This window comes from Micromonospora sp. AKA38 (assembly GCF_027925725.1).
Taxonomy (GTDB): Bacteria; Actinomycetota; Actinomycetes; order Mycobacteriales; family Micromonosporaceae; genus Micromonospora.
The window spans coordinates 1,037,271-1,061,120 of sequence record NZ_BNEI01000005.1 but is presented as its reverse complement, the minus strand read 5'-3'; the positions used below and the strand labels follow the sequence as shown (position 1 = coordinate 1,061,120).

Here is a 23,850-nt window from a genome sequence, read left to right as displayed (position 1 = left end):
CCGGGTGAAGCTGACGTCTTCGTCGAGGCTAAGGCGGTCGCGATCAGGTTTTCGGAGCGTCGTGGAGGATGGTTACGGCGTGGAACAGCAGGTCACTTAACCCGAATTATCCCGCCAGCCCAGGCAATCATCATCCTCCGTCGCACGCCCGGTGCAACCAACACTATAGGACCAAAAAGAACTCCGCCGAATGGCTTCTTCTGGCCGGCTGAACAACGGTCAGCATTTGATAGCGGGCTTTGGACCAGCAAAGATGTGGGTCGATCATCGGCGAGCCGGATAGGACGGTGTTCTCGCCGCGGCCGTACCGATCAGAATCTATTGCTTTTTCGAAAATGGCGGCGATAGCCTACGTCTCCGATCACGCGCCACGGGGGTCGATTTTTCTCGGGCGTCCACCGACAGGAGATGACGTGCTCAAACGCTTTGCAACCGTCGGAATCGCCCTGCTGGCCTGCCTCACGGCCACCGGCGCGGTAACAATGCCGGCGCACGCCTCGGAACCCGACTGTTCTCTCAACTGCGACGGCGGGGGTGGGGGCGGGACCGGCGATCCGGGCCCCGGCACGCCGCCGCCTCCGTCCTCACCGGCGTACAACCTGCAGGGCGTCATCGAACGAGAGAGCGTCGGCCACGAGGGAGCCTGGCCGTTCCGCGTCGGCGGCGTCAAGGTCCGTGCCTACTCGCGGCTTGCCACCTGGAGCAACGACCGGGTGGACGCCAACTACATCAACGTCCGGTGCTCCGCCACCGTACTCAGCTACTCCACCAACGACTATGACTCGGAGAACAACGGCGCGCTCGTCGACGTGACCTTCTGGTCGCCGACCGTCCCGGTCAGTGGGGTCCCCGCCCAGTCCCGGACGGTCACCGTGAACTGCACCCACCACGCCGAGAAGAACGGTGTCAACTACGACACCACAAGCACCGCCCAGTTCGTCATCCCCGAGTGATCCTCCGGGGTGGCCCGGTCCGGACCGGGCCACCCCGCCGTGCTCGGCAACTCCCCGCCGACCTCGCCCGCTACCACGCACGAGGTCGTCAGAGGACGTCGAACTCGTTGCCCTCCGGGTCGGCCATCGTCACGTGGTCAGGCGTACCGTCCGGTTCGTCCACCCGGAGCACCACCCCGCCCGCCGCCACCAGCTTGTCGACCACCGCCTGGACCCGCGGCCAGCGCACCTCCAACGGTTCCTGCCGGCCGCCGCCGACCTGGATGTCGACGTGCATGCGGTTCTTGACCACCTTCTGCTCCGGCACCCGCAGGAACGACACGCGGGGCCGAACGCCGCCCGGGTCCGCGATGACGGCGGCGTCGTCCCACTCGTCCTCGGGAACCCTGACATGAATCAGCCACGCCTCCCAGGTGTCGAACCCTTGCGGAGGTGAGGCCGGGACGTACCCCAGCGCCAGGCACCAGAACGCAGCCAGTTCGCGCGGACGTGCGCAGTCGACGGTCAACGACCATTGTTCGGACATCGCCACTCTGTAGGGCCGCTGAGTCCCGGTGGAGGCCGGCCAGCCGCTGGTTCGTGAACATGGCTGCCCGGGTTCAGTGGCAGGTGCCGCTGCCGCCGTCGGTGAAGGTCTGTCCGGTGACCGGCAGGAAACGCCAGTCGTATCCGCCGTTGTAGAGGGTGAGCCGCAGGACGCCGTAGGTGGTGCCGTTGCGTACCTCGCTGTTGGGCACCACGGTGCCGAAGTTCGACTGGAGGGAGCGGCCACCGGTGCCCACCACGAACTCTCGGATGCCCCGGGCGGGGTCGGCGGTCCGGTCCGGTGACTGGGGGGCGAACCGTTCGTACTGGTGGGCGTGTCCGTTGAGCACGATCTCGGCGCCGGCGTCGTAGAGCGCCTGGAACAGCGGCAGCACGTTGGGCGCCTGCCGTTCCCCGGAGCTGAACAGGGGGTGGTGCCAGTAGGCCAGGGTGCAGCGGCTGGGGTGGGCGGCGAGGTCGGCGCGCAGCCACCGTTCCTGGGCGGAGCCCGCCTGGCAGCCACCCACCTTGGCGCAGTTGGAGTTCAGCACGACGATGTGCCAGTCGGAGGAACCGGCCAGGTCGTACGAGTAGTAGCCGAGTCCGGCGGGGCCCGCAGCCGCCCCGAAGTAGGCGAAGTAGGGGGCGGCGTTGGCGGTGAGGTACTCGTGGTTGCCCACCGCCGGACGGGTACGGGCCTTGTGCCGTCCCCAGGTCGGCTGGTAGCAGTTGGCGAACTCGGCGGTGGTGCCGGACTCGTAGACCGAGTCGCCGAGCGTGGCCACCGTGCCCGGTTGGCGGTCCAGGATCTGCGCGGTCTCCTCGTCCCGGTTGGTGGTGCAGCCCGCGATGTCCCCGGCGGCCAGCAGGATGTTGTCGGGGCTGGGGGGCACGCCGGTGTCGACCGCGAGCCGCGGCCAGTTCTCGGCGCTCTCCCGGGCGTCGTAGTAGGCGCCGTCCGGGTCGCTGGAGGAGATGGCGAAACTGACCACCATGTTGTTGGTCACCGCGACGGTCACGTCGGTCTCGTACCAGCGGTCGGGCTTGACGATGCCGAACTTCGACAACGGCGCACCGATCGTGGGCGGGCGGTTGGCGTAGGTCAACGTCGTCTCGACCCAGTTCGCGCCGGTGCGCTCGATCGTGCCGCCGGTGAGGCTGCCCGCGTAGCTCGCGCTGCTGGTGTGCATCACCAGCCGGGCGTGCACCACCGGTGCGGTCAGACCGGTGACCGTGAAGCTCACGTACGAGATCCGGGCCGGACCCGCGGCCACCGCCAGCCGCGGCGACGTGTCGTAGTTGGTGGTGGGCGCGGCGGCGTTGACGTAACTGTCGTTGGTGGCGGCGAAGACATGGGTCGTGATGGCCGCCTCGGCGGACGAGCCGACGGTCAGGAGTGCGCCGACCATGACCGAGCTGAGGATCGCGGCAAGCATGGTGCGGGTGGTCCCGGTGGTCCGGGACGGAACGAGCCGGGTACGGAGGTGCATCCGTGGAGTACATCCGGACCGCCGTTAACGGAACGTCACCACGTCGACCCGGCCCGGTCACGCTCGACCCCACCCCACGGCCGGAACACGGGGCCAGCCGGGAGCGTTCTCTCCCGGCTGGCGTGTGAGAAGGGGCCCCTTCTCTGCCGGAGGCGTTAGGAAGGGGCCCCTCCTTACATCAGTTGCGGGTGATGGTGAATGTGGTGGTGGTGTTCTTGATGTCCTGGTAGTTGTCGGTCAGGCGGAGGTTGGTGAAGGTGGCTGCGCCGACGGCCGGGCCCTGCCCCGCCTCGGGCATCTCGTTGACCCAGATGCCGAAGCCGGACTTCGCGTCGAACGCGTCACCGCTGCGCCGCGCCCCCGAGATGGAGACGTTGGTGAGCACCGTGTCGGTGATCGGGTTCTCCGGCTGGCTGCCGGTGTACTTGGTCTGGAACATGATCCCCGAGTATGTCGGGTCCACGATGTCCACGTCGCTCACCCGGATGCCCCGGAACTCCTTGGACGCGGAGAACAGCCACATCGCCGGGAACGTCTGCGCGCCCCAGAAGTGGCCGCCGGAGCGGATCAGCGAGATGTTCTCGAACCGGGTGGGCGGGCTGGCACCGAACCCGACGAACGGGTAGCCGAAGTCCAGCGAGCTGATGGTGATGCCCGAGTACGTCAACTGGTCGGCGATGTAGAGGTTGCGGAAAATGTTGTCGTAGCCGCCGTACACGGCGAGGCCGGCGGCCCGCCAGGTCAGCGTGGCGGTCAGGTTCTCGAACACGTTGCCGTGGTTGCCGCCGGAGGCACCGGCGTCGGTGGCGGAGAACAACGCGAACGCGTCGTCACCGTTGGAGCGGCCCTCGGTGTTGGTGACCAGGGCGTTCGTACTGCCGTTGGTCATGTTCACCCCGTCGGCGAACGTGTCGCGGAACCGGCTGTCCCGGATGGTCAGCCCGTCCACGCTCACCCCCCAGTACGCGCAGACGGTGTGCTCCACCCAGACGCTGTCCAGGGTGAGGTTGTCGACGTCCTTCAGCTCGCCCCACACCTTGCCGGGTCCGTCGATCCGGTTGGTGTAGTTGCCGAAGAACGCCAGGTGGGCGAAGGTCGACCCGCTGGCCGAGGACTCGACCCGGAACCCGGCGTCGGTGTTCTGCTGGTTCGTCGGGGTCTGGAAGCGGGTGTACCACATGCCCGCGCCGACGACCTTCACCGCCTTGCCGTACACCTGGAGCTTCTGCGCCGTCTCGTAGGTGCCGGCGGGCAGGTAGACGCCGACAAGCGTGCCGGTGGTGTCCATCCGCACCGCGTCCAGCGCGTTCTGCACGTCCTGGTGGCTGAAGCCGGTGGGCACCTTGTACCGGGTCGGGTCCGGGTTGGCGCGCGGCGACACCAGCTCGGTGTTGACGAAGTCGATCGCGTACGTGGTGCTGTTCGCCGGGTCCTTCTGGAGCCGGATCCGGCTGCCCGCCGGGACGGTGGAGTTCAGCAGCACGTTCGCCTCGTCGTACAGGTGCCGGGGAGCGCCCGCGCTGGGCGAGTCACTCGGGCCGGCCTCGGCACCGTAGAGCCAACTGTGCTTCGAGGTGAGGCTGATCGGCTTGTGCAGCACCCCGTTGACGTAGACGTTGAGCGTCGAGTCGATGCCGCCACCGCCCGCCGCGTCCGGGATGGAGAAGCGGGTGACGAGCGCGTTCGCGGCCGACTTGGTGGTCCACTCGACGTACGCGCCGGTGGTGTTGAGCGTGACCGCGCGCCGGCCGGACGCCTCGCCGGCCAGGTCGCCGATGGTGCGGTTCGGGCCGATGACCTGCGCGCCGCCGCCGACGGAGCCGTCCTCGGCCTCGTACATGTCGTACGCCAGGTTCGCGCCCCGGCCGACGAACAGTGCCCGGTCGCTTGTGTTGTTCTGCCGCTTCACCGGCAGCTCGTTGGCGTCGTCGGCGAGCACCACCCGGACCGTGTACCGGCCGTTGGCGGCCGTCCAGGTGCCGAGCGCCACCGGGCCGGCGGTGGCCCCGGCGGCGATCGTGCCGGAGTACGAGCCGGTCAGCGTGCGGACCACGGAGCCGGAGTCGTTGAGCACGGTGAGCGTGATGCCGTGCGCGCCGCTCGCCGACGCGATCGTGCCCTGGTTGCGCAGCGTCACCCCGAAGCTGACCGTGGCGCCGGCGGCCGGCGTACCGGGCGACCAGGTCACCGCGGAGGCCACCAGGTCGGAGCTGGCCACCGGGCTGACCGTCAACGCGGTCGGGTTGGTGTAGGAGTTGTTCGCCTCGTTCTGCTCGATCACCGTGTTCGACTCGTCGACCTTCGCGGTGAGCTGGTAGCTGCCGGCGTCGCGTGCGCCGATGGTGGCCGAGACGGTGGTGGACGCGCCGGCCGCGAGCGCGCCGACGGCGGCGGTGCCGACCTTCGTCGTACCCAGGTAGAGGTTGACGTTCGTGGCGGCGGACGCGGCGGTGCCGGCGTTGCGCACGGTGGCGGACAGCGTGATCGCGTCGGTCTCGACCGGCGCGGTGGGCGAGGCGGTCAGGGCGGTGACGGTGAGGTCCGGGTTGGCCGCCGGCACGCCGATGACCTGGAACTCCGCGACCTGGCCGTTGGACGAGCCGGAGTTCGCGGTGAACTGCAACCGGACGTCCGCGGCGGTCGCGGAGACCGGGACGGTCACCGTGTTGCTGGTGTTCGGGTTGAAGGAGTACGTCGCGGAGCCGACCAGGCTGGTGAACCCGGACGCGGACTGCTCCCGTCCGAGCACCTGGAACGTCTGGGTACGCGCGCCCCACGCCGGGTCCGGGTTGAGCTTCACCACCACCGCGCTGATGCTGGCGTTCGCGCCCAGCGCCACGGTCAGCGTGCTCGGGTACGCGCCCGGCGCGCCCTCCCAGTAGGTGATGACGTCGTTGTCGACCGCGTTGGCGGCGTTGAACACGTGCACCACCGACGACGCGGTGGCCGGCTTGCCGACGGCCAGGTTGGTGCCGCCGGTGGTGCTGCCGGTGCGGGTGACCGTGTTGCTGTTCGCGGACACGTTGCCGGCGGCGTCGCGGGCCCGTACCTGGTAGGAGACGGTGGCGCTGTCCGGCTGGCTGTCGGTGTACGTCAGCGTGGAGCCGCCGACGGTGGTCCGCAAACTGCCGTTGGCCCACACCTCGTAGCCGGTGACGCCGACGTTGTCGGTGGACGCGGTCCAGGTCAACCGGATCTGCCCGCTCGCCGGCTGGGTGTAGGCGAGGTTGCCGGGCGCGGTCGGCGCGGTGGTGTCCCCGGTGTTGCCGGTGCGGGTCACCGTGTTGCTGTTGGCGGACACGTTGCCGGCGGCGTCGCGGGCCCGCACGTAGTAGGCGACGGTGCTGCCGGCGGGCTGGGTGTCGGTGTAGGTCAGCGTGGTGCCGCCGACGCTGGTGCGCAGCACGCCGTTGGCGTAGATGTCGTAACCGGTGACGCCGACGTTGTCGGTGGACGCGGTCCAGGTCAGCCGGACCTGGTCGGTGGCCGGCTCGGTGAACGCCAGGCTGCCGGGCGCGCTGGGCGCCTGGGTGTCACCGGTCGCCGCGCCGTAGATCTCCAGCTCGGAGAGCTGCCCGGCGGGCCAGGCGCTGTTCGCGGTGAACAGCAGCCGCAGGTAGCGGGTGGACGCGGTGGGCACGGTGACGGTGACCGTGTTGCCGCCGGCCGGGTCGAACGCGTACGACGCGGACGCGACGAGCGTGCCGAACGTGGAGCCGTTGGTGCTGCCCTGCACGGTCAGCGTCTGGTTGCGCGCGCCCCAGCCGGTGGGCAGCCGCAGCACCAGCCGGTTGACGCTGGTGGTGGCGCCCAGGTCGGCCTGGATCCACTGCGGGAACGCGTTGTTCGGGCTCTCCCAGTAGGTGCCCGCGTTGCCGTCGTTGGCGTTGCCGGCCCCGTACACGTCGGAGTGGCCGCTCTCGGCCATCGTCTTGCCGAGCGCCAGGTTGGTCGAGGAGCTGGCGGTGCCGTAGACCTCCAGCTCGGCGAGTTGGGCGGCGGCCCAGCCGGTGTTCGCGGTGACGACGACGCGCAGGTAGCGGGCGTTGGTGGCGCTGAAGCCGAGCGACACCGCGTTACCGGCGGCCGGGCTGAACGAGCGGGCGGCGGACGCGACGACCGTGGTGAAGCCGCTGCCGTCGGCGCTGGCCTGCACGGACAGCGTCTGGTTGCGGGCCTCCCAGGCGGCGGGAAGCTTGAGCACCACCTGGTCGACGGCGCGGCTGGTGCCGAGGTCGACCTGGGCCCACTGGGGCAGCGCGCCGCTGCTCTCCCAGTAGCTGCCCTGGTTGCCGTCGGTGAGGTTGGCGGCCACGAACGAGCCGTTGACGCTGCTGGCGCTGGCGGGTCGGCCGGCGGCGAGGTTCGGGCCGCCGGCGGCCAGGGCCGGCGGGGCCGGCGCCGCGGTGACGGCCAGGCCGACCGCGGCGAGCACCGCGACCATTCTGGTACGGAGTCTGGACATGGTGAACGGACACCTTCTTCCCGGGGGAGGTGGAGAGGCGTTGACGGGGGTGGGGGTGTGGTGCGGCGGGGACCCGGGCGGGTCCCCGCCGCGCCGGGTCAGGAGGCGTAGACCTCGAACTCGGAGAGCTGGCCGGCCGGCCAGCCGGTGTTGCCGGTGAACGTCAGCCGCACGAAGCGGCGGTCACCGGAGGGCAGCGCGATCGACACGCTGTTGCCGGACGCCGGGTCGAACGTGTAACCGGCCGCCGACTTGAGCGTGGTGAACGACGAGCCGTCGGTGGAGCCGAGCACGGCCACCGTCTGGGTGCGGGTCTGCCAGGCCGCCGACGGCGGCAGCTTGAGCACCACCCGGGCCACCGGCCGGGCGCTGCCCAGGTCGACGGTCACCGACTGCGGGAACGCGCTGTTGGCGCTCTCCCAGTAGGTGTTGGCGTTGCCGTCGACCGTGTTGCCGGCGCCGTAGACGTCGGCGTGGCTGGTCTCCGCGACCGGCCGGCCGGCGGCCAGGTTGCCGGTCGGCGGCGCGGTGGTCGGCGGCGGGGTTGACGGCGGCGGGGTGGTGGTGGGCGGCGGGGTGGTCGTGCCGCCGCCGTACACCTCCAGCTCGGAGAGCTGGGCCGCCGGCCAGCCGGTGTTGCCGGTGACGGTGACCCGGACGTACCGGCGGGCGCCGGACGGCAGCGCGATCGAGACGCTGTTGCCGGCCGCCGGGTCGAACACCCGGCCCGCCGACGAGGCGAGCGTGCTGAACGAGGAGCCGTCGGTGGAGCCGAGCACGGACAGCGTCTCGGTGCGACGCTCCCAGCCGGCCGGGAGCTTGAGCACCACCCGGTCGACCGTGCGGGACGCGCCGAGGTCGACGGTCACCGACTGCGGGAACGCGTTGTTGGCGCTCTCCCAGTAGCTGCCCGCGTTGCCGTCGACCGCGTTGCCGGCCGCGTACGTCTGGTTGACGCTGGTGGCGGTCGCCGGCCGGCCCAGGGCCAGGTTCCCGCCGGTCGGCGGCGGCGTGGTCGGCGGCGCGGTGGTCGGCGGGGCCGTGGTCGGGGGCGCGGTGGTCGGGGGCACGCTGGTGGACGGCGGGCTGGACGGGCCGTTGCCCCACTGCGGCTGCGGCCACGGCCCGCAGTACGGGGTGGCCGTGTACCAGCCGGAGTTGCCGGTGCCCTGGGTGATCTGGAAGCCGCTGCCCACGCAGTTGTGCATCGGGTTGGCCTGGGCGATGTTGGTGGCCCGCACGTTGGTGAAGCTGACCTGGCTGGGCGCCTGCACCTGGAGCGCGTACGTGCCCGCGCCGTCGATCCGGACGTTGTTGAACGAGATGCCGCTGGTCTGCCCCTCGATCCAGTGCAGCGCCGCGTACGAGCTGTCGAGGATGTCGGTGTCGGTGACGTTGATGGCCGCGCCCTGGATCGGCTCGTTGAGCGCGGAGAACCAGATCGCGCCGACCCCGAACTGCCAGTTGTAGTCGGAGTTGCCGTTGCGGATCAGTGTGTTACGGGCGACCGTGATGGTGCCGGCCACCGCCGTCGACCCGGTCACCCCGGGATAGCGGTTCGCGACGTGGATGCCACCGCCGTTGGTCACCGAGTCGGCGGTCACGTTGTCGGCGATGGTGATGTCGCGCCCGCCGTAGGTGACCAGGTGGTTCGCCAGGATCGTCACGCCGATGGTGTTGTGGGTGAACGAGTTGCCGACGTTCGGCACGCTCTGCGCCCACATGGCCAGCGCGTCGTCGCCGGTGTTGCGGACGAACGTGTTGGTCACCGTGGAGTTGGTGACGCCCCAGTGGAAGTTCACCCCGTCCGCGGTCTGGTCCAGGATGCGGCTGTTGCGGATGGTGAAGTTGTCCATCGGCCCGTCCATCCAGGCGCCGACCTTGGTGTGCTGCAACCACAGGTTGTCCACCACCGAGTTCGACATCGCGCCGCCGAGCGCGTTGACCTGGTCGTCGTCGATCCGCTCGCGGATGTCGCCGATGATGGCGAAGTCCCGCAGCGTGACGTTGCGGCTCGGCCCGCCGGCCTCGTGCGAGCGGATCTCCCCGGAGTAGCCGCCGCCGGGCACGTACTTGCCGTAGATGCCGGCGGCGCGCTTGCGGTCGGTGGGGTGCCGGCCGCCGAGCACCGAGTACCACGGCCCGGCGCCGCGCAGCGTCACGCCGTCGACCACCACGTGGTCCCAGAGCGTGAACGTGCCGGACGGGATCCACACCGCCTTCCCCTGCGCCTTGCCGGCGTCCACCGCGGCCTGGAACTTCGCGGTGGAGTCGGTGGCGCCGGTCGGGTCCGCGCCGAAGTCGGTGACCACGTCCAGCACGCCGGACGGCTTGCTGATCGGCGCGGCGACCAGCTCGAAGTCGGCCAGGTCGATGGTGAACGTGGGTGACTGCGCGGTCGAGGAGACCTGGAGGCGGATCTTCGTGCCGGCCGGGTAGGTGGTGCCGAACATCGCCCGGGTCTCATCGTAGAAGTGGTGCGGGTTGGTGTCGCCCGGGTTGTTGTTGAACGGGTAGCCGCCGTAGTACCAGCCGTACCGGGAGGTGACCGGCACGGCCTTGACCAGCGTGCCGTTGGCGCGCAGGTCGATGGCGGCGTCCCGGCCGGTGCCGGCGGCGTTGTCCGGCAGGCTGTAGCGGAACGTGACCGCGTTCGCCGGGGCGGCGAGCGTGAACTCGACGTACTCCCCGACCGCGTCGAGCGTGACCGCCTCCCGGCCGGACGCCTCGGACGGCAGCGTGCCGTAGCGTCGGTCGGGGCCGATCTTCGTGCCGTTGTGCGCGGCCTGTTCCGCCTCCTGCTCCCGGAACGGGACGGTGGCGCCGCGGCCGGCGATGTCGAACGGGGACAGCCCGGCGGCCTGCGCCGGGGTGGCGGTGGAGGTCAACGCCACGACGGTCAGTGTCGAGGCGGCGAGCGCGGCGGCGGCCAGGGCCGCCAGCCCGGTGGTGCGGTGGCGGTGCGCGGTGCGGTGCTCGGCCATGCGGGGTGTGCTCCCTTTCGTCGGTGGCCAGGTCCCCCGTTGCGGCGGTGCGGTTCCTTCCTCCCCAGGTGTTCCTGCGGCAGCCGGGACGGGCCGCCGGTGTGGTGCGGCGCGGTGACGCCGACGGCGGGACGGAGCCGCCGGCGCCACCGCGGTTCAGCGCGATCCGGTACGCAGCCAGACCGCGGTGTCCGGTGGCAGCCGGTCGTCGTCGAGTGGGCCGCTGGCCAGCAGCAACCGGTCGTGCGCGGGCAGCGGCACGGCCTCGCGGCCCAGGTTGACCAGGCAGGCGAAGTCCGGTTCGCGGGCAAACGCGAGGACCCCGTCAGGGGCGGGCAGCCAGCGCAACGCGCCGTCGCCGAGCGCCGGTTCGGCCCGGCGCGCGGCCAGCGCCGCCCGGTACAGCTCCAGCATCGAGTGCGGGTCGCCGGCCTGGGCGCGGGCGGTACGGTCCTTCCAGTCCGCCGGCTGCGGCAGCCACGGCGCGGCGGTGGCGTCGTCGGGGCTGAACCCGAACGGCGGCGTGTCGCCCTGCCAGGGCAGCGGCACCCGGCAGCCGTCACGGCCCGGGTCGACCCGTCCGGAGCGTTCCCACATCGGGTCCTGCCGCAGTTCGTACGGGATGTCCTCGACCTCCCAGAGCCCCAGCTCCTCGCCCTGGTAGACGTAGGCGGCACCGGGCAGCGCGAGACTGAGCAGCGCGGCGGCGCGGGCCCGCCGGGTGCCGAGTTCCAGGTCGGTGGGGATGCCCTCACGCTTGGCGGCGAAGCTGAACGTGGTGTCCGCCCGGCCGTAGCGGGTGACGTGCCGGGTGACGTCGTGGTTGGACAGCACCCAGGTGGCCGGCGCGCCGACCGGCGCGTGTGCGGCCAGCGTGCCGTCGATGCTGTCCCGCATCGCGGCGGCGTCCCAGGCGCAGCCGAGGAAGTCGAAGTTGAACGCGGTGTGCAGCTCGTCGGGGCGCAGGTAGTTCGCGAACCGCTGCCGGTCCGGCAGCCACACCTCACCGACCAGCGCCCGCTCGCCCGGGTAGCTGTCGGCGATCCGCCGCCAGGCGCGGTAGACGTCGTGCACGCCGTCCTGGTCGCGGAACGGGTGCGGCCGGTCCGGGTGGACCTCGGGCAGCGTGCCGTCCTTGACCAGCAGGCCGGCCGAGTCGATGCGGATGCCGTCCACGCCCCGGTCGAACCAGAACCGCAGGACGTCCTCGAACTCGGCGCGCACCCGGGGATGGTCCCAGTTGAAGTCCGGTTGCTGCGGCGCGAACAGGTGCAGGTACCAGTCGCCGGGCGAGCCGTCCGGGTCGGTGGTGCGGGTCCAGGTCGGGCCGCCGAACTCGCCGGTCCAGTCGGTCGGCGGCCGGGAGCCGTCCGGGCCCCGGCCGGCCCGGAACCAGAACAGGTCCCGTTCCGGCGCGTCCGGGCCGCCGGCCAGCGCCGCCTGGAACCACGGGTGCGCGTCCGAGCAGTGGTTCGGCACCACGTCGACGATGGTCCGGATGCCGAGCGCGTGCGCCTCGGTGATCAGCGCCTCGACCTCGGCGAGCGTGCCGAAGACCGGGTCGATGTCGCGGTAGTCGGACACGTCGTAGCCGGCGTCGGCCATGGGTGACGGGTACCAGGGGCTGAACCAGATCGCGTCGACGCCGAGCGCGGCGAGGTGGTCCAGGCGGGACCGGATGCCGGCGACGTCACCGATCCCGTCGCCGTTGCCGTCGGCGAAGCTGCGCGGATAGACCTGGTAGATCACCGCGGAGCGCCACCACGGGCTAGTGTCGACCATGGACACGGTCACCTGCTTTCTGCGGGTCGGTTCTGATGCGACGGGCGGCGGTGCCCGGTCAGCCCTTGAGTCCGCCGGTGGTCAGGCCGGACATGATGTTCCGCTGGAAGATCAGGAACAGCACGACGGTCGGGATCGCGGCGATCACCGACGCGGCGATCACCACGTTCATCGGGGTGCCGCCGGCGAAGGCGTAGATGCCGACGCTGACCGTGCGCGTCTCGGGTGACGGCATGACCAGCTTCGGCCAGAGGAAGTCCTTCCAGACCGCGGTCACCGCGAAGATCGCCACCACGCCGAGGATCGGCCGGGACATCGGCAGCACGATCGACCAGAGCGTGCGCAGCGGCGACGCGCCGTCCATCACGGCGGCCGACATCAGGTCCTCCGGGATCGAGTCGAAGAACCGCTTGAGCAGGAAGATGTTGAACGCGTTGGCGACCAGCGGGAGCCAGATCGCGAACGGTGAGTCGAGCAGGTTGACGTGCACGATCGGCAGGTCGATCACGGTCACGTACTGGGGGACGATCAGCACCATCGCCGGGATCATCAGGGTCGCCAGCATCAGGCCGAGGATCAGGCCACCCAGCACCGGGCGCAGCTTCGACAACGCGTACGCGGCGGCGGTGTCGAACACGAGCTGGAACAGCACCGCGCCGGTGGCGTAGTAGAACGTGTTGAACAGCAGTTTCGCCAGGTCGAGGTTGGTCCACGCGTCGATGTAGTTCTGCGGCTGGGGATCGCGGGGGAACAGTGACGGCGGCGTCTGCGCGATCTCCTGGCCCGACTTCAGCGCGCCGGTGACCATCCAGTAGAGCGGGCCGAGGAAGACCAGCGTGAACGCCGCCACCACGACGGCGAGCACGGCCCAGTAGAGGACCCGGCCGCGTCCGCGCCGCAGTTGGGCCGGGGAGATGAGGGTACGGGTGGTGGAGTCGACTGCCATGTCCTAGTCCTGCCTCGCGGTCAGTCGCACGTAGACGGCGGAGAACCCGGCCAGCACCACCAGCATGATCACGCCGAGCGCGGCGGCGCCGTTGAGGTCGTTCTGGAAGAAGCCGTGCTGATAGATCAGGTACGCCACCGACGTCGCCGAGTCCTGGGTGCCGGCCCCGTTGGCGAGGATCAGCGGCTCGATGAAGAGCTGCATGGTGGCCACGATCTGGAGCATCGCCAGCAGCGCCAGGATCAGCCGGGTCTGCGGGATCGTCACGTGCACGATCCGCCGCCACACGCCCGCGCCGTCGATCTCGGCGGCCTCGTACAGCTCGCCGGGGATGTTCTGCAACGCGGCCAGGTAGATCAGCACCGCGCCGCCCATGTTCATCCAGGTCGACGCCAGCACCATGGCCGGCATCGTCATGGTCGGCGACTGCATCCACTCCGAGGTGGGCAGCCCCAGCGCGGTGAGGACCGCGTTGAACAGTCCCGCCTCGCTCGGGTCGTACGCGTAGAACTTGAACAGGAACAACGCGGACGCCGGCGGCAGCATCACCGGCAGGTAGACCAGCACCCGCAGGTAGCCCTTCGCGTGGCGCAGCTCGTTGAGCAGGATCGCCACGAAGAACGGCACCGCGTAGCCGAGCACGAGCGCGAGGCCGGTGAAGACGAACGTGTTCTTCCAGGCGGTCCAGAAGCTCGGGTCGGCGATGATCCGGGTGTAGTTGTCCCAGCCGACCCAGGTGGTCTCGCCGCGCCGGGTGCGCTGGAAGCTCATCACCACGCCACGGACCATCGGGTACCAGGAGAAGACGGCGAAGCAGGCGACCGCGCCGATGAGGAACGTGTGCCCGGTCAGGTTGTCCCGTACCTTCCGGCCGAGCCCGGCGCGGCGCGCGGCGGTCTGCCGCGGCGGCGGTGCGGGACGGCCGGGCCGGCGGGTGGCACCCGGGGCGGTGGTGAGCGCCAAGGCAACTCCTGCGGTAGTGGGTGGGGGCCGGTGCGGCCGGCCCCCACCCCGGTCGGGTCAGCTACCGGCGGCGAGGAGCTGGTTGACCTTGTCCTCGGCGGTCTTGAGCAGGGCGTCGATGTTCGCGTTCGGGTTGGTCAGCACCCCGGACATCGCGGCGTCGAGCACCGCGTAGATGGCCTGGGCGTTGCGCGGCTCCCCCTTGATCGGCACCGGGTTCGCCTCGAAGGCCGTGAAGTTGGTGGTGTCCACGTTGGCGTTGGCCTTGCGGAGGTCCAGTTCCTGCTTCTGCGCGTCGCTGCCGTTGGTGAACAGCAGCGGCTGGGGCAGGCCCACAGGGTAGTTCTGCGGCTTGGCCCGGACGTAGTCGAACTGGCCCTTGCCGGGCGTGAGCTTCTGGTAGGCGATCCACTTCAGACCGGCCTTGACCTGCTCCGGGCTCAGGCCCTTCTTGAAGAAGTAGCCCTCGCCGCCGCCGAGCGTCGCCTTGGCCGGCCCGTCCTGGCCGGGCAGCGGGCCCATCGCCCAGTCCTGGTACTTGCCCTGGAACTGGCTGACGATCGCCTGGGTGGCGTCCGGCGCGCCGATGAACATGCCGACCTTGCCGGCCCCGGCGTTGGTGAGCAGGTCACCCCACTGGAGAAGCTGCCGGCTGCCCATGCTGTTGTCGCCGTAGCGCATGTCCTTGAGGTTCTGCAGGACCTGCTTGCCCGTCGGGTTGTTGAAGTCGGCCTTCTTGCCGTCGGCGGACAGCACCTGACCGCCCTGCGAGTAGAGCAGCGAGGTGAAGTGCCAGCCGCCGGTGTTGCCGGCGCTGTACTCCGAGTACCCCGCGACGCCGCCGCCGAGCGCGGAGATCTTCTTGGCCGCGGTCCGCACCTCCGGCCACGTCTTCGGCGGGTTGGCCGCGTCGAGCCCGGCGCGCTGGAACAGCGCCTTGTTGTAGATCAGGCCCATCGAGTAGTTCTTCACCGGTACGCCGTAGAGCTTGCCGCCGTCGGTGAAGACCCCCTTGAGCGCCGGGTCCACGCTGTCCCAGGTCGGGATCGTGTCCTTGGTCGCGTACTCGGTGATGTCCATCGCCTGGCCGGAGTCCAGCACCTGCTGGAGGTCGGTCATGTAGCCGTAGAAGACGTCGGTGACGGTGCCGCCGGCGAGGCGGGCGGTGAAGTCCGGCGGGTTGTTGCACTGCTCGCCGACGCTGACGCTCTTGACCACGATGTTCGGGTTCTGCCGCTGGAACTCGGCGACGTCGTCGTTCCAGTTCTTCAGCAGTTCCTTCTGCGCGCCGACCGGCTGGCAGTCGACCGTGATGGTGACCTTGCCGCCGGCGTCGGCGGAGTCGTCGCTCTTGGTGGAGCACGCCGCGAGGCTGAGCCCGAGGCCGGCCGCGAGCGCCGCCGCCGCGACCTTCCGATATTGCGGTACGGACATCTGTCCATCCCTTCGGGAACGGTTATATCGATGACCTGCACTGGTGTGGGTGACCCCCGGTGAGTGGAGTCAATGTAGCGACGCCGACTCTTAACGGCAAGGTTTCAACGTGATGACGAAAGAACACGACTTGATGACGGATGATCGGGACGACAGCCCGGGCAGGCCGCGCCCCGCGCGGGACGCGTGCCGCTTGACGGGCTACTTGCATTTTGCAAGCATGGTCCCCATGAGCCTCTTCATCACCTGCCCGGTCGAGAGCGTCGAGCGCGCGACCGCCTTCTACACCGCCCTCGGCTGGGCCCTCAACGCCGAGATGTCCGACCACAACGTGTCGTGCTTCGCGATCGCCCCCGAGCAGTACGTCATGCTCGGCAGCCGCGAGATGTACGCGAGCGTCGGCGGAGTCGAGGAGCTGGTCGGCGGAGTTCAGACGCCCTCGAAGGTCACGGTCTCGTTCGACCTGGGCAGCCGCGAGGCGGTCGACGAACTCGTCGAGCGCGCCGCCGCCGCCGGCGGGCGGATCGGTGACACCGACGACTACCCCTTCATGTACCAGCGCCAGTTCGACGACCCCGACGGCTACCACTACTCACCGTTCTGGATGAAGACGGACGCCGATCCGACCGCGTGAGCGACCTCGCCGCGGCCCTCGACATCGTCGGAGCACGGTGGGCCCTGCTCATCGTGGAACGGCTGCTCGACGGGCCACAACGCTACGGCGATCTGCAGCGCGACCTCGGCGTGCCGACGAACATGCTCGCGACCCGCCTGCGCGAACTCGAAGCGGCCGGCGTGCTGCTCCGCCTGCCCCTTCGACACAACACCCGGGCCTATGCGCTGACCGATCGCGGGGTGGCCTTGCGCGAGGCGATCGTCGCGCTCGGCAACTGGGGCAGGAACGACGCCTAGGCAGCGCCTCTGCGGGGTACCGGGGCGGTGGAGCCGCGCACCACCAGCTCGGGCTCGAAGAGCAGCTCGTCGCGCAGGACGCCGGCGCCCTCGATCTGGGTGACCAGCAGGTCCACCGCGGCCTGTCCCATCGTCTCGATCGGCTGCCGGACCGTGGTCAGCGGCGGATCGGTGCAGGTCATGAACGCGGAGTCGTCGAAGCCGACCACCGACACGTCGGCCGGCACCGCGCGGCCGAGCCGGCGGGCCGCCCGGATGGTGCCGAGCGCCAGCACGTCGCTGGCGCAGACGATGCCGGTCACCCCGCGCTCGATCAGTTTGGTGGCGGCGACCCGCGCCCCCTCCATGGAGAAGCTGGAACGCTCGACGAAACGGCGCTCCGCGCCCCAGTCGGCGGCCCGGACCATGGCGTCCAGCTTGCGCCGCGAGGGCACGTGGTCCTCCGGGCCCAGCACCAGGCCGATCCGCTCGTGCCCGAGCGAGCGCAGGTGCCCGTACGCCTGCTCGACCGCGACCGCGTCGTCGGTGGACACGCGCGGGAAACCCAGCTCCTCGACGCCGGCGTTGACCAGCACCACGGGCAGGCCCCGGTCGGTCAGCCGCCGGTAGTGCTCGTGCGAGGCGTCGGCGAGCGCGTACGAGCCGCCGGCGAAGATGACGCCACTGACCTGGTGGTCGAGGAGCATCTCCACGTAGCCGGACTCCGGCACGCCACCGATGGTGCGGGCGCAGAGCGCCGGGGTGAAGCCCCGTTGGGCGAGGGAGCCGGTGACCACCTCGGCCAGCGCCGGGAAGATCGGGTTCTGGAGTTCCGGCAGGACCAGCCCGACCAGTCGGGCCCGCTCCCCGCGCAGCTTCGTCGGGCGCTCGTAGCCGAGCACGTCGAGGGCGGTCAGCACGGCCGTCCGGGTCGCCTCGGACACGCCACCCCGACCGTTGAGCACCCGGCTCACGGTCGCCTCGCTGACGCCCGCCTTGCGGGCCACTTCCGTCAAGCGCTTCGTCACGGCGGCATCGTACGTCAGATTCTTGCAAGAAATGAACAGCGACTCGGCATCCTGCCGGTCAACCGCCGCGGTCGTCGCCTCGAAAGATCCGAGCAGTTCCATGCTTGAAACTCGACAAGTACCAGGAATAACATGGGGCACCTTGTCGGCGGGCACCCCTCGCCTCCGCCGAGGCCCCGTCCCTCCTCGCGAAAGTGGGTGCTCCGATGCAGCGGAGCGTGGAGAGCAGGTCGGGCCGTCGCCCGTCCCTGCCGAGAGTTCTCGCGGTGGCGGTCACCGCCGCCGCCCTCGTCGTACCGCCGGGTGGCGCCACCGCCGCGACCAGGTCGCCCGACCCGGCGCCGGTGGTGACCCGGGCCGCCCTCGACCCGGCGCTGACCGCCGGTCGCGGCGCCACCGTCGACTACGTCGAGCAGGAGGCGGAGAACGCGCGGACCACCGGCACAGTGATCGGCCCCGACCGCTCCGCGTACACGCTCGCCGGCGAGGCGTCCGGCCGCCGCGCCGTGCGCCTGCTCCCCGGCCAGCACGTCGAGTTCACGCTGCCCCGGGCCACCAACGCGCTGACCGTGCGGTACAGCATCCCGGACGCGCCGGGCGGCGGCGGCATCACCGCGCCGCTGCGGGTCGACGTCGGGCGCGCGCCCGCCCGCACGATGCGGCTCACCTCGGCGTACGCCTGGCTCTACAACCAGTACCCGTTCACCAACGACCCCGACGCCGACCTGCTGCACCCGGACTGGTGGATCACCGAGTGCTCCTGCGTGCCGGCCGCCACCACACCCGCCCCGGTGATCGCCAAGCCGTTCCGGCCGCACCACTTCTACGACGAGCAGCGACTGCTGCTCGGGCGCACCCACCGGGCCGGCGAGGTGGTCCGACTGACCGCGCCGACCGGGACGGCCGCCGCCTGGACGGTGATCGACCTGCTGGACGCCCACCTGATCGCCCCGCCCCGGGTGGTGCCCCGCGCGGTCAACGTGCTCGCCTTCGGCGCCGACCCGACCGGGCGGCGGGAGTCCGCCGACGCGTTCGACCGGGCCGTCGCGTACGCCCGGCGGGTGGACCGTCCGCTCTACCTGCCGCCGGGCCGGTTCCAGGTCAACCGGCACGTGATCGTCGACGACGTGACGATCGTGGGCGCCGGAAGCTGGTACACCGTCGTGACGGGACGCCAGGTCGCCCTGGACACGCCGGCGCCGGACGGCTCCCGGCACACCGGCGTCGGCTTCTACGGACGCGACGCCGCCGACGGCGGCAGCCGCGACGTCCACCTCTCCGGCTTCACCGTCGAGGGCGACGTCCGCGAGCGGATCGACACCGACCAGGTCAACGCGCTCGGCGGCGCGCTCAACCACAGCACGATCGACGGCCTCTACCTGCACCACACCAAGGTCGGCATGTGGTTCGACGGGCCGATGACCGGGCTGCGTGTCACGAACACCGTCATCGCCGACCAGATCGCCGACGGCCTCAACTTCCACACCGGCGTCACGCACTCCTCGGTGACCAACTCGGTGGTCCGCAACAGCGGCGACGACGCGCTGGCCATGTGGTCGGAAGGGACCGCGAACGCGGGCAACACGTTCGCGTACAACACGGTGCAGTCCCCCGTGCTGGCCAACGGCATCGCGCTGTACGGCGGCGCCGACCTGACCGTGGCGCACAACCTGGTCGCCGACCCGGTACGCGAGGGCAGCGCGATCCATGTCGGCGCCCGGTTCGGCGCCGAGCCGTTCGCCGGCCGCATCCGGATCACCGGCAACACCACGGTCCGGGCCGGCACCTACGACCTGAACTGGAACATCGGCCTCGGCGCGATCTGGTTCTACGCGCTGGACCGCAGCATCGACGCCGACATCCAGGTGACCGGCGACGCCTACCTGGACAGCACCTACAACGCGATCATGCTGGTCAGCGACTGGCCGGTGAAGGACCAGGTCCGCATCGACGGCGTCGTGTTCCGCGACGTCCGGGTCGACGGCACCGGCACGTCGGTGGTGAGCGCCCGGACCGCCGGCGGCGCGAGCTTCGCCGGCGTGGACGCGCGCAACGTGGGCGCGGTCGGGGTCAACAACTGCGGCTCGTTCCACTTCACCCCGGCCGGGTCGGAGTTCACCGTGACCGACCTCGGCGGCAACGACGGCGGATGGCTCGCCCCGTGGCTGCTGCCCAACACCATCACCTGCGACGACCGCCCCCCGGTGGTGCCGCCGCCCCCGCCCTCGACCTGGTGATCGGCCGCTGACACGCGCTGATGCCGCCACCTCGGCGAGGTGGCGGCATCAGCGCGGTGGATCAAACCTCGGTGAGCTGGCCCCGCAGCTTGGTCAGGGCGCGGGCGAGCAGCCGCGACACGTGCATCTGGGAGACACCGACCTTGGCGGCGATCTCGCTCTGGGTCAGGTTGCCGTAGAAGCGGAGCGTGAGGATCTTCTGCTCCCGCTCGTCGAGCGTGGCCAGCGCCGGGCCGAGCGAGGCGCGCAGGTCGGCCAGCTCGTACTCGTTGTCGTCGATGCCGAGCGTGTCGCCCAGCTCGGTGGCGCTGTCGCCGTCGCCGATCGGGGTCGAGAGCGAGACCGCGTTGTAGGCGCGCGCGCCCTCCAGGCCCTCCAGGACCTCTTCCTCGGTGACGCCGAGGTGCGTGGCGATGTCGGCGACGGTCGGCGCCCGGTTGAGCGTCTGGGTCAGCGAGCTGTTCGCCTCGGAGATGCGCAGCCGCAGCTCCTGGAGGCGGCGCGGCACCCGGATGTTCCAGGTGCGGTCGCGGAAGTGCCGCTTGATCTCGCCGAGGATGGTCGGGATGGCGAAGCCGGCGAAGTCGACACCGCGGGAGGCGTCGAACCGGTCCACCGCCTTGATCAGGCCCAGCGCGGCCGTCTGCGCGAGGTCACCGGCCGGCTCGCCGCGACCGCTGTAGCGGGCGGCCAGGTGGTTGGCCAGCGGCAGCCACGCCTCGATGACCTGGTTACGCAGGGCGGCCCGCTTCGGGTGGTCCGCCGGCAGCTCGGCGAGCGCCGCGATCAGCTCGCTGGCACGGGACTCCTCACCGGTCGGCGGCGCGCGGTGCACCTCGGTGGCGGACGGTGCCATGGTCATCGTGGTCATGCTGCCCTTCCTGTCCTCGAAGAACGGGTGGGACCCCCACACCGGTCGTGGGAGCAACACTAGACCAAAGTTCACCAGCAAATCAACCGAACGGACGATGGATGTTTGCCGCATAAGTGGACAAAAAATCAGCGCGGCAGCAGCGGACGGTAATCAGCGGCGGTCAGCGGCAGTGCCGAGACGCTTCCGTCGGCACGGGGCACCTCCAGCGGCTCGCCGTCCCGGCGGAACGCGACGCTGTCCACGTCCGGTCGCTGGGTCAGGCTGCACACGATCTGCCCGAACGCGAGCACCTCGTCGTTACGGCCGGTCTCCTCGCCGGCCTGCCGCACGTCGACCGTGGCGACGGTGCCGGCCAGCGCCGCGCCGGCCACCGTCACCGTGCCCGGCAACGCGGTGGCCAGCCCTCGCCCACGCTCCGTCTGGTCCGGCCCGGCCAGCAGATGTTGGAGGTGGGCATCCACCCCGGGCAGGCCGTCCACCCGGCGGGTCACCACCGCCAGCCCGTCGTCGCGCACGAAGCAGAACGGCTCGTCCACCCGCCCGTCCGGGTCGGCCATGGTGGTGCCCGCCGGCGTCGGGAACCGCCCGGGCGGCGGCTGCACCAGCCGGGGCTCGTCGTCGACCGGCACGCCGCAGCCGGCCAGCAGCACGACCGCGAGCAGCGCCGGAACCAGCCGTCGAACGGTCGGACGCCCGACGGCGGCGCGACCCGGAACCACGCGCCGCGTCATCGGACCGCTCCCGGCAGCTCGACCCGGAACCGGGCGCCCCGGTTCCGGTCCAGCACGGTGGCCGTGCCGCCGTGCGCGGCGGCGTGCTGGGCCACCAGGGCCAACCCGAGGCCGGTACCGTCGGTGCCGGCCCGGGCGTGCGCGGCCCGACCCCGGACGAACCGGTCGAAGATGGCCTCCCGGTCCGCCGGCGGCACCCCCGGCCCCTCGTCGTCGACCTCCAGGACGCCCACCCCGTCCGCCGCGCCGAGGCGGACCGCGACCGGGCCGCCGCCGTACCGCTCGGCGTTCTCCAGCAGGTTCAGCAGGACCTGGGCGAACCGGCGGCGGTCGATCCACCACTGGTGCGGCACCCCGTCGGCCACCTCCACCAGGCTCTCCGGCAACGACCGTTCCCGGCAGGCGGCCCGCGCCAGCTCGGCCACGTCGACGGTCTGCCGGTGCGCGGGCTGCTCGGTGCGGGCGAGCTGGATGAGGTCGTCGACCAGCCGCTGGAACCGGGCCACCTCGTCGGCGACCAGGCCGGCCGCAGTGGCGGTGCGCTCGTCCTGGTGCTCCTTACGACGGTTCAGCACGCTCGCCGCCGCGGCCAGCGTCTGGAGCGGGGAGCGCAGCTCGTGGCTGACGTCGGCGGCGAACCGCCGGTCCCGGTCGATCCGCTGCACCAGCTTGTCGACCATCTCGTTGAACGAGCTGGACAGGCGGGTGAGATCCGGGTCGGTGGTCGGGTCCAGTCGGGTGGCGAAGTCGCCGGCCGCGATCCGCTCGGCGGCGTCGGCGACCGCGGTGAGCGGGCGGAGGCTGTTACGGGTGGCGTACCAGCCCAGCGCCGCGCCGGCCCCGGCGATCATGATGGCCACCGCGGTCAGCGCCAGCCCGACCACCTGGAACGTGTCCTCCACCTCACGCAGCGAGGTCAGCTCGTAGTAACCCAGCTCGCCCGGGAGCGGCACACCGACCAGCAGCGTCGGCTGCCCGTCGAGGCGGATCCGCTGCACGGCGGGCTGCCCGTCGGCGACCACGCGTTGCAGTTCCGCCGGCACCGAGCTGGCGCCCACGTCGGCGGTGCGGGCGTACCAGCCGGTGCGCAGGTGCAGCAGCGGACGCCGGGCGCTGCCGGTGTCCAGCGAGCGCAGCACCGCCACCACGTCCGGCGCACCGGTGTCCAGCCCCGACCGGACCACCGCGGCGTCGTAGTACGCGGCCCGGACCGCGGTGCGCTCACGCTCGTCGAGCAGCGAACGACGGGTCAGGTCGTACGAGAAGAGCGCCATCAGCGCGGCCAGCAGCAGGGCGCCGACGGCGAACGCGGCGGTGACCCGGGCGCGCAGTCCGGGTCGACTCATCGTTGCAGCTTGTAGCCGAGGCCCCGGAGCGTGACCAGGTGGCGGGGGTTGGCCGGATCCGGTTCGATCTTCTGCCGCAGCCGACCCACGTGCACGTCGACCAGCCGCTCGTCACCGGTCTCGTAGCCCCAGACGCGGCTCAGCAACTGCTGCCGGGACAGCACCCGACCGGCGTGTTCGGCCAGCTCGCAGAGCAGCCGGAACTCGGTGCGGGTCACCGGCACCGGGTGACCCGAGCGGCGCACCTCGCCGGCCTCCGCGCTGATCTCCAGGTCGCCGAAGAACTGGGCGGGGGCGGGGCCGGCCACGGTCCGGGCCCGCCGGCGCAGCGCCCGCAGCCGGGCCGACAGCTCCTTGATCGCGACCGGCTTGACCACGTAGTCGTCGGCGCCGGCCTCCAGCGCGGCGACGATGTCGTGGGTGTCGTCGCGGGCGCTGATCACCACGACCGGGACGTCGTCGTCACGGCGCAACTGTCGGATGCAGTCGAAGCCGTCGATGCCGGGCAGCATCAGGTCGACGAGCACGTAGTCGGCCGGGTTCTCCCGCTGCCGACGCAGCCCTTCCTCCGCGGTCGCCGCCCCGTCGGCCTGGTAGCCCTCCTCCTCCAGCGCGAGCTGGAGCGCGAGCCGGATACGGTCGTCGTCCTCGATCACCAGTACGGCCGTCATATGGGCATCATGACCGGCCCAGCACGGGTCGCCCAATCGCGCCGGCCGTTCGTGGCTTTTGTCATCGAACCGTCATCCAACCGTCCGGCGACCTCCACGGTCACCGCCCAGAGTGGGAGCGGACCGGAACCCGTCACGGAAGCGATCTGATGACCACCAGCCTGCCGCCCTCCCCGCCGGAGCCCACCGTGCCGCACGTCCGGGTGGAGATCACCGAGGAACTGGGCCTGGCCGGACTGCCCGAGGTCACCCACGTGCTGGATCAGATCCTGGCGCTGCGCCCCCGCGCGGTGACGATCGACCTGGCCGAGTGCCGGCACGTGGACGCCGCCGCCATCGCGCTGCTGCTGGACGTGCACCACCAACTCACCCGGCGTGACGGGACTCTCACGTTGACCAACCCGCATCCCCGGATCCGGCGCATCCTGGCCACCGCCGGGCTCGGCGCGACCGTCCCCATCGTCGACACGCCCCGCCCGGCCGCACGCGGCCGGGCCCGGGTCTCGTCCGCGCCGCGCTGAGGAGGAGTG

At 71.1% G+C, this 23,850-nt stretch carries 18 protein-coding genes; 5 read left to right on the top strand and 13 right to left on the bottom strand.

The window, feature by feature from the left end:
• The first annotated feature begins 413 nt into the window (after positions 1–413).
• Positions 414–953 (top strand): hypothetical protein, encoded by a 540-nt coding sequence (locus TPA0908_RS22180; RefSeq protein WP_281940829.1) that lies wholly within the window; start codon positions 414–416, stop codon positions 951–953.
• Positions 954–1,041: 88 nt separating this feature from the next.
• Here TPA0908_RS22180 and TPA0908_RS22175 read toward each other — a convergent pair whose 3' ends face one another.
• The 8 genes from TPA0908_RS22175 to TPA0908_RS22140 all read right to left on the bottom strand — a co-directional run bounded on the left by TPA0908_RS22175 (position 1,042) and on the right by TPA0908_RS22140 (position 15,542).
• Positions 1,042–1,479, bottom strand: coding sequence for a VOC family protein (locus tag TPA0908_RS22175; RefSeq protein ID WP_281940826.1), 438 nt, complete (start codon positions 1,477–1,479; stop codon positions 1,042–1,044).
• A gap of 73 nt (positions 1,480–1,552) precedes the next feature.
• Positions 1,553–2,968, bottom strand: a complete 1,416-nt coding sequence (locus TPA0908_RS22170; RefSeq protein ID WP_281940824.1) for a CBM96 family carbohydrate-binding protein — start codon at positions 2,966–2,968, stop codon at positions 1,553–1,555.
• A 178-nt stretch (positions 2,969–3,146) separates the two neighbouring features.
• A complete protein-coding gene (locus TPA0908_RS22165) occupies positions 3,147–7,433 on the bottom strand; it encodes a discoidin domain-containing protein (protein ID WP_281940822.1) in 4,287 nt (1,428 codons plus the stop codon).
• A 98-nt stretch (positions 7,434–7,531) separates the two neighbouring features.
• Positions 7,532–10,417 (bottom strand): galactose-binding domain-containing protein, encoded by a 2,886-nt coding sequence (locus TPA0908_RS22160; protein WP_281940819.1) that lies wholly within the window; start codon positions 10,415–10,417, stop codon positions 7,532–7,534.
• Between the two features lie 156 nt (positions 10,418–10,573).
• The gene (locus TPA0908_RS22155) at positions 10,574–12,199 is read right to left on the bottom strand and encodes a glycoside hydrolase family 13 protein (protein ID WP_281940817.1); all 1,626 of its coding nucleotides are present in this window, start codon (positions 12,197–12,199) and stop codon (positions 10,574–10,576) included.
• 58 nt (positions 12,200–12,257) lie between these two features.
• The gene (locus TPA0908_RS22150; protein ID WP_281940815.1) at positions 12,258–13,145 is read right to left on the bottom strand and encodes a carbohydrate ABC transporter permease; all 888 of its coding nucleotides are present in this window, start codon (positions 13,143–13,145) and stop codon (positions 12,258–12,260) included.
• Positions 13,146–13,148: 3 nt separating this feature from the next.
• Entirely contained in the window at positions 13,149–14,108 is a 960-nt protein-coding gene (locus tag TPA0908_RS22145; protein WP_281940814.1) for a carbohydrate ABC transporter permease, read from the bottom strand.
• 57 nt (positions 14,109–14,165) lie between these two features.
• Positions 14,166–15,542 carry an ABC transporter substrate-binding protein gene (locus TPA0908_RS22140; RefSeq protein WP_281940813.1) on the bottom strand — a complete coding sequence of 459 codons (1,377 nt, stop codon included), beginning with the start codon at positions 15,540–15,542 and terminating at the stop codon, positions 14,166–14,168.
• Positions 15,543–15,771: 229 nt separating this feature from the next.
• Between TPA0908_RS22140 and TPA0908_RS22135 the strand changes: the two genes are divergently transcribed.
• A complete protein-coding gene (locus tag TPA0908_RS22135) occupies positions 15,772–16,176 on the top strand; it encodes a VOC family protein (protein ID WP_281940812.1) in 405 nt (134 codons plus the stop codon).
• A complete protein-coding gene (locus TPA0908_RS22130; RefSeq protein ID WP_281940811.1) occupies positions 16,173–16,454 on the top strand; it encodes a winged helix-turn-helix transcriptional regulator in 282 nt (93 codons plus the stop codon). Before TPA0908_RS22135 ends, TPA0908_RS22130 begins: the two co-directional genes overlap by 4 nt.
• Here TPA0908_RS22130 and TPA0908_RS22125 read toward each other — a convergent pair.
• Positions 16,451–17,461, bottom strand: a complete 1,011-nt coding sequence (locus tag TPA0908_RS22125) for a LacI family DNA-binding transcriptional regulator (protein ID WP_281940809.1) — start codon at positions 17,459–17,461, stop codon at positions 16,451–16,453. The two genes, TPA0908_RS22130 and TPA0908_RS22125, sit on opposite strands and share 4 nt — an antisense overlap.
• Positions 17,462–17,667: 206 nt before the next feature.
• On the opposite strand from TPA0908_RS22125, the gene TPA0908_RS22120 reads away from it, so the two are divergent.
• Complete coding sequence (locus TPA0908_RS22120) at positions 17,668–19,698, top strand: glycosyl hydrolase family 28-related protein (RefSeq protein WP_281940807.1); 2,031 nt, start codon at positions 17,668–17,670, stop codon at positions 19,696–19,698.
• A gap of 61 nt (positions 19,699–19,759) precedes the next feature.
• On the opposite strand, the gene TPA0908_RS22115 is transcribed toward TPA0908_RS22120, so the two are convergent.
• From TPA0908_RS22115 to TPA0908_RS22100, 4 genes are all read right to left on the bottom strand, one after another.
• A complete protein-coding gene (locus TPA0908_RS22115) occupies positions 19,760–20,569 on the bottom strand; it encodes a SigB/SigF/SigG family RNA polymerase sigma factor (protein ID WP_281940806.1) in 810 nt (269 codons plus the stop codon).
• Positions 20,570–20,697: 128 nt separating this feature from the next.
• Complete coding sequence (locus tag TPA0908_RS22110; protein WP_281940805.1) at positions 20,698–21,303, bottom strand: GerMN domain-containing protein; 606 nt, start codon at positions 21,301–21,303, stop codon at positions 20,698–20,700.
• Complete coding sequence (locus TPA0908_RS22105) at positions 21,300–22,649, bottom strand: HAMP domain-containing sensor histidine kinase (RefSeq protein ID WP_281940803.1); 1,350 nt, start codon at positions 22,647–22,649, stop codon at positions 21,300–21,302. The genes TPA0908_RS22110 and TPA0908_RS22105 overlap by 4 nt, the downstream gene beginning before the upstream one ends.
• Positions 22,646–23,320 (bottom strand): response regulator transcription factor, encoded by a 675-nt coding sequence (locus tag TPA0908_RS22100; RefSeq protein ID WP_281940801.1) that lies wholly within the window; start codon positions 23,318–23,320, stop codon positions 22,646–22,648. Before TPA0908_RS22100 ends, TPA0908_RS22105 begins: the two co-directional genes overlap by 4 nt.
• A 149-nt stretch (positions 23,321–23,469) precedes the next feature.
• On the opposite strand from TPA0908_RS22100, the gene TPA0908_RS22095 reads away from it, so the two are divergent.
• A complete protein-coding gene (locus TPA0908_RS22095; RefSeq protein ID WP_281940799.1) occupies positions 23,470–23,841 on the top strand; it encodes an STAS domain-containing protein in 372 nt (123 codons plus the stop codon).
• The last annotated feature ends 9 nt before the right edge of the window (positions 23,842–23,850 follow it).

What these genes read in the sequence shown, in the direction of transcription:
- TPA0908_RS22175 (WP_281940826.1), bottom strand. Translation starts at nt 1,479, where the DNA reads ATGTCCGAACAATGGTCGTTGACCGTCGACTGCGCACGTCCGCGCGAA.
- TPA0908_RS22170 (WP_281940824.1), bottom strand. Translation starts at nt 2,968, where the DNA reads ATGCACCTCCGTACCCGGCTCGTTCCGTCCCGGACCACCGGGACCACC.
- TPA0908_RS22165 (WP_281940822.1), bottom strand. Translation starts at nt 7,433, where the DNA reads ATGTCCAGACTCCGTACCAGAATGGTCGCGGTGCTCGCCGCGGTCGGC.
- TPA0908_RS22160 (WP_281940819.1), bottom strand. Translation starts at nt 10,417, where the DNA reads ATGGCCGAGCACCGCACCGCGCACCGCCACCGCACCACCGGGCTGGCG.
- TPA0908_RS22155 (WP_281940817.1), bottom strand. Translation starts at nt 12,199, where the DNA reads ATGGTCGACACTAGCCCGTGGTGGCGCTCCGCGGTGATCTACCAGGTC.
- TPA0908_RS22150 (WP_281940815.1), bottom strand. Translation starts at nt 13,145, where the DNA reads ATGGCAGTCGACTCCACCACCCGTACCCTCATCTCCCCGGCCCAACTG.
- TPA0908_RS22140 (WP_281940813.1), bottom strand. Translation starts at nt 15,542, where the DNA reads ATGTCCGTACCGCAATATCGGAAGGTCGCGGCGGCGGCGCTCGCGGCC.
- TPA0908_RS22135 (WP_281940812.1), top strand. Translation starts at nt 15,772, where the DNA reads ATGAGCCTCTTCATCACCTGCCCGGTCGAGAGCGTCGAGCGCGCGACC.
- TPA0908_RS22120 (WP_281940807.1), top strand. Translation starts at nt 17,668, where the DNA reads ATGCAGCGGAGCGTGGAGAGCAGGTCGGGCCGTCGCCCGTCCCTGCCG.
- TPA0908_RS22115 (WP_281940806.1), bottom strand. Translation starts at nt 20,569, where the DNA reads ATGACCACGATGACCATGGCACCGTCCGCCACCGAGGTGCACCGCGCG.
- TPA0908_RS22110 (WP_281940805.1), bottom strand. Translation starts at nt 21,303, where the DNA reads ATGACGCGGCGCGTGGTTCCGGGTCGCGCCGCCGTCGGGCGTCCGACC.
- TPA0908_RS22105 (WP_281940803.1), bottom strand. Translation starts at nt 22,649, where the DNA reads ATGAGTCGACCCGGACTGCGCGCCCGGGTCACCGCCGCGTTCGCCGTC.
- TPA0908_RS22100 (WP_281940801.1), bottom strand. Translation starts at nt 23,320, where the DNA reads ATGACGGCCGTACTGGTGATCGAGGACGACGACCGTATCCGGCTCGCG.
- TPA0908_RS22095 (WP_281940799.1), top strand. Translation starts at nt 23,470, where the DNA reads ATGACCACCAGCCTGCCGCCCTCCCCGCCGGAGCCCACCGTGCCGCAC.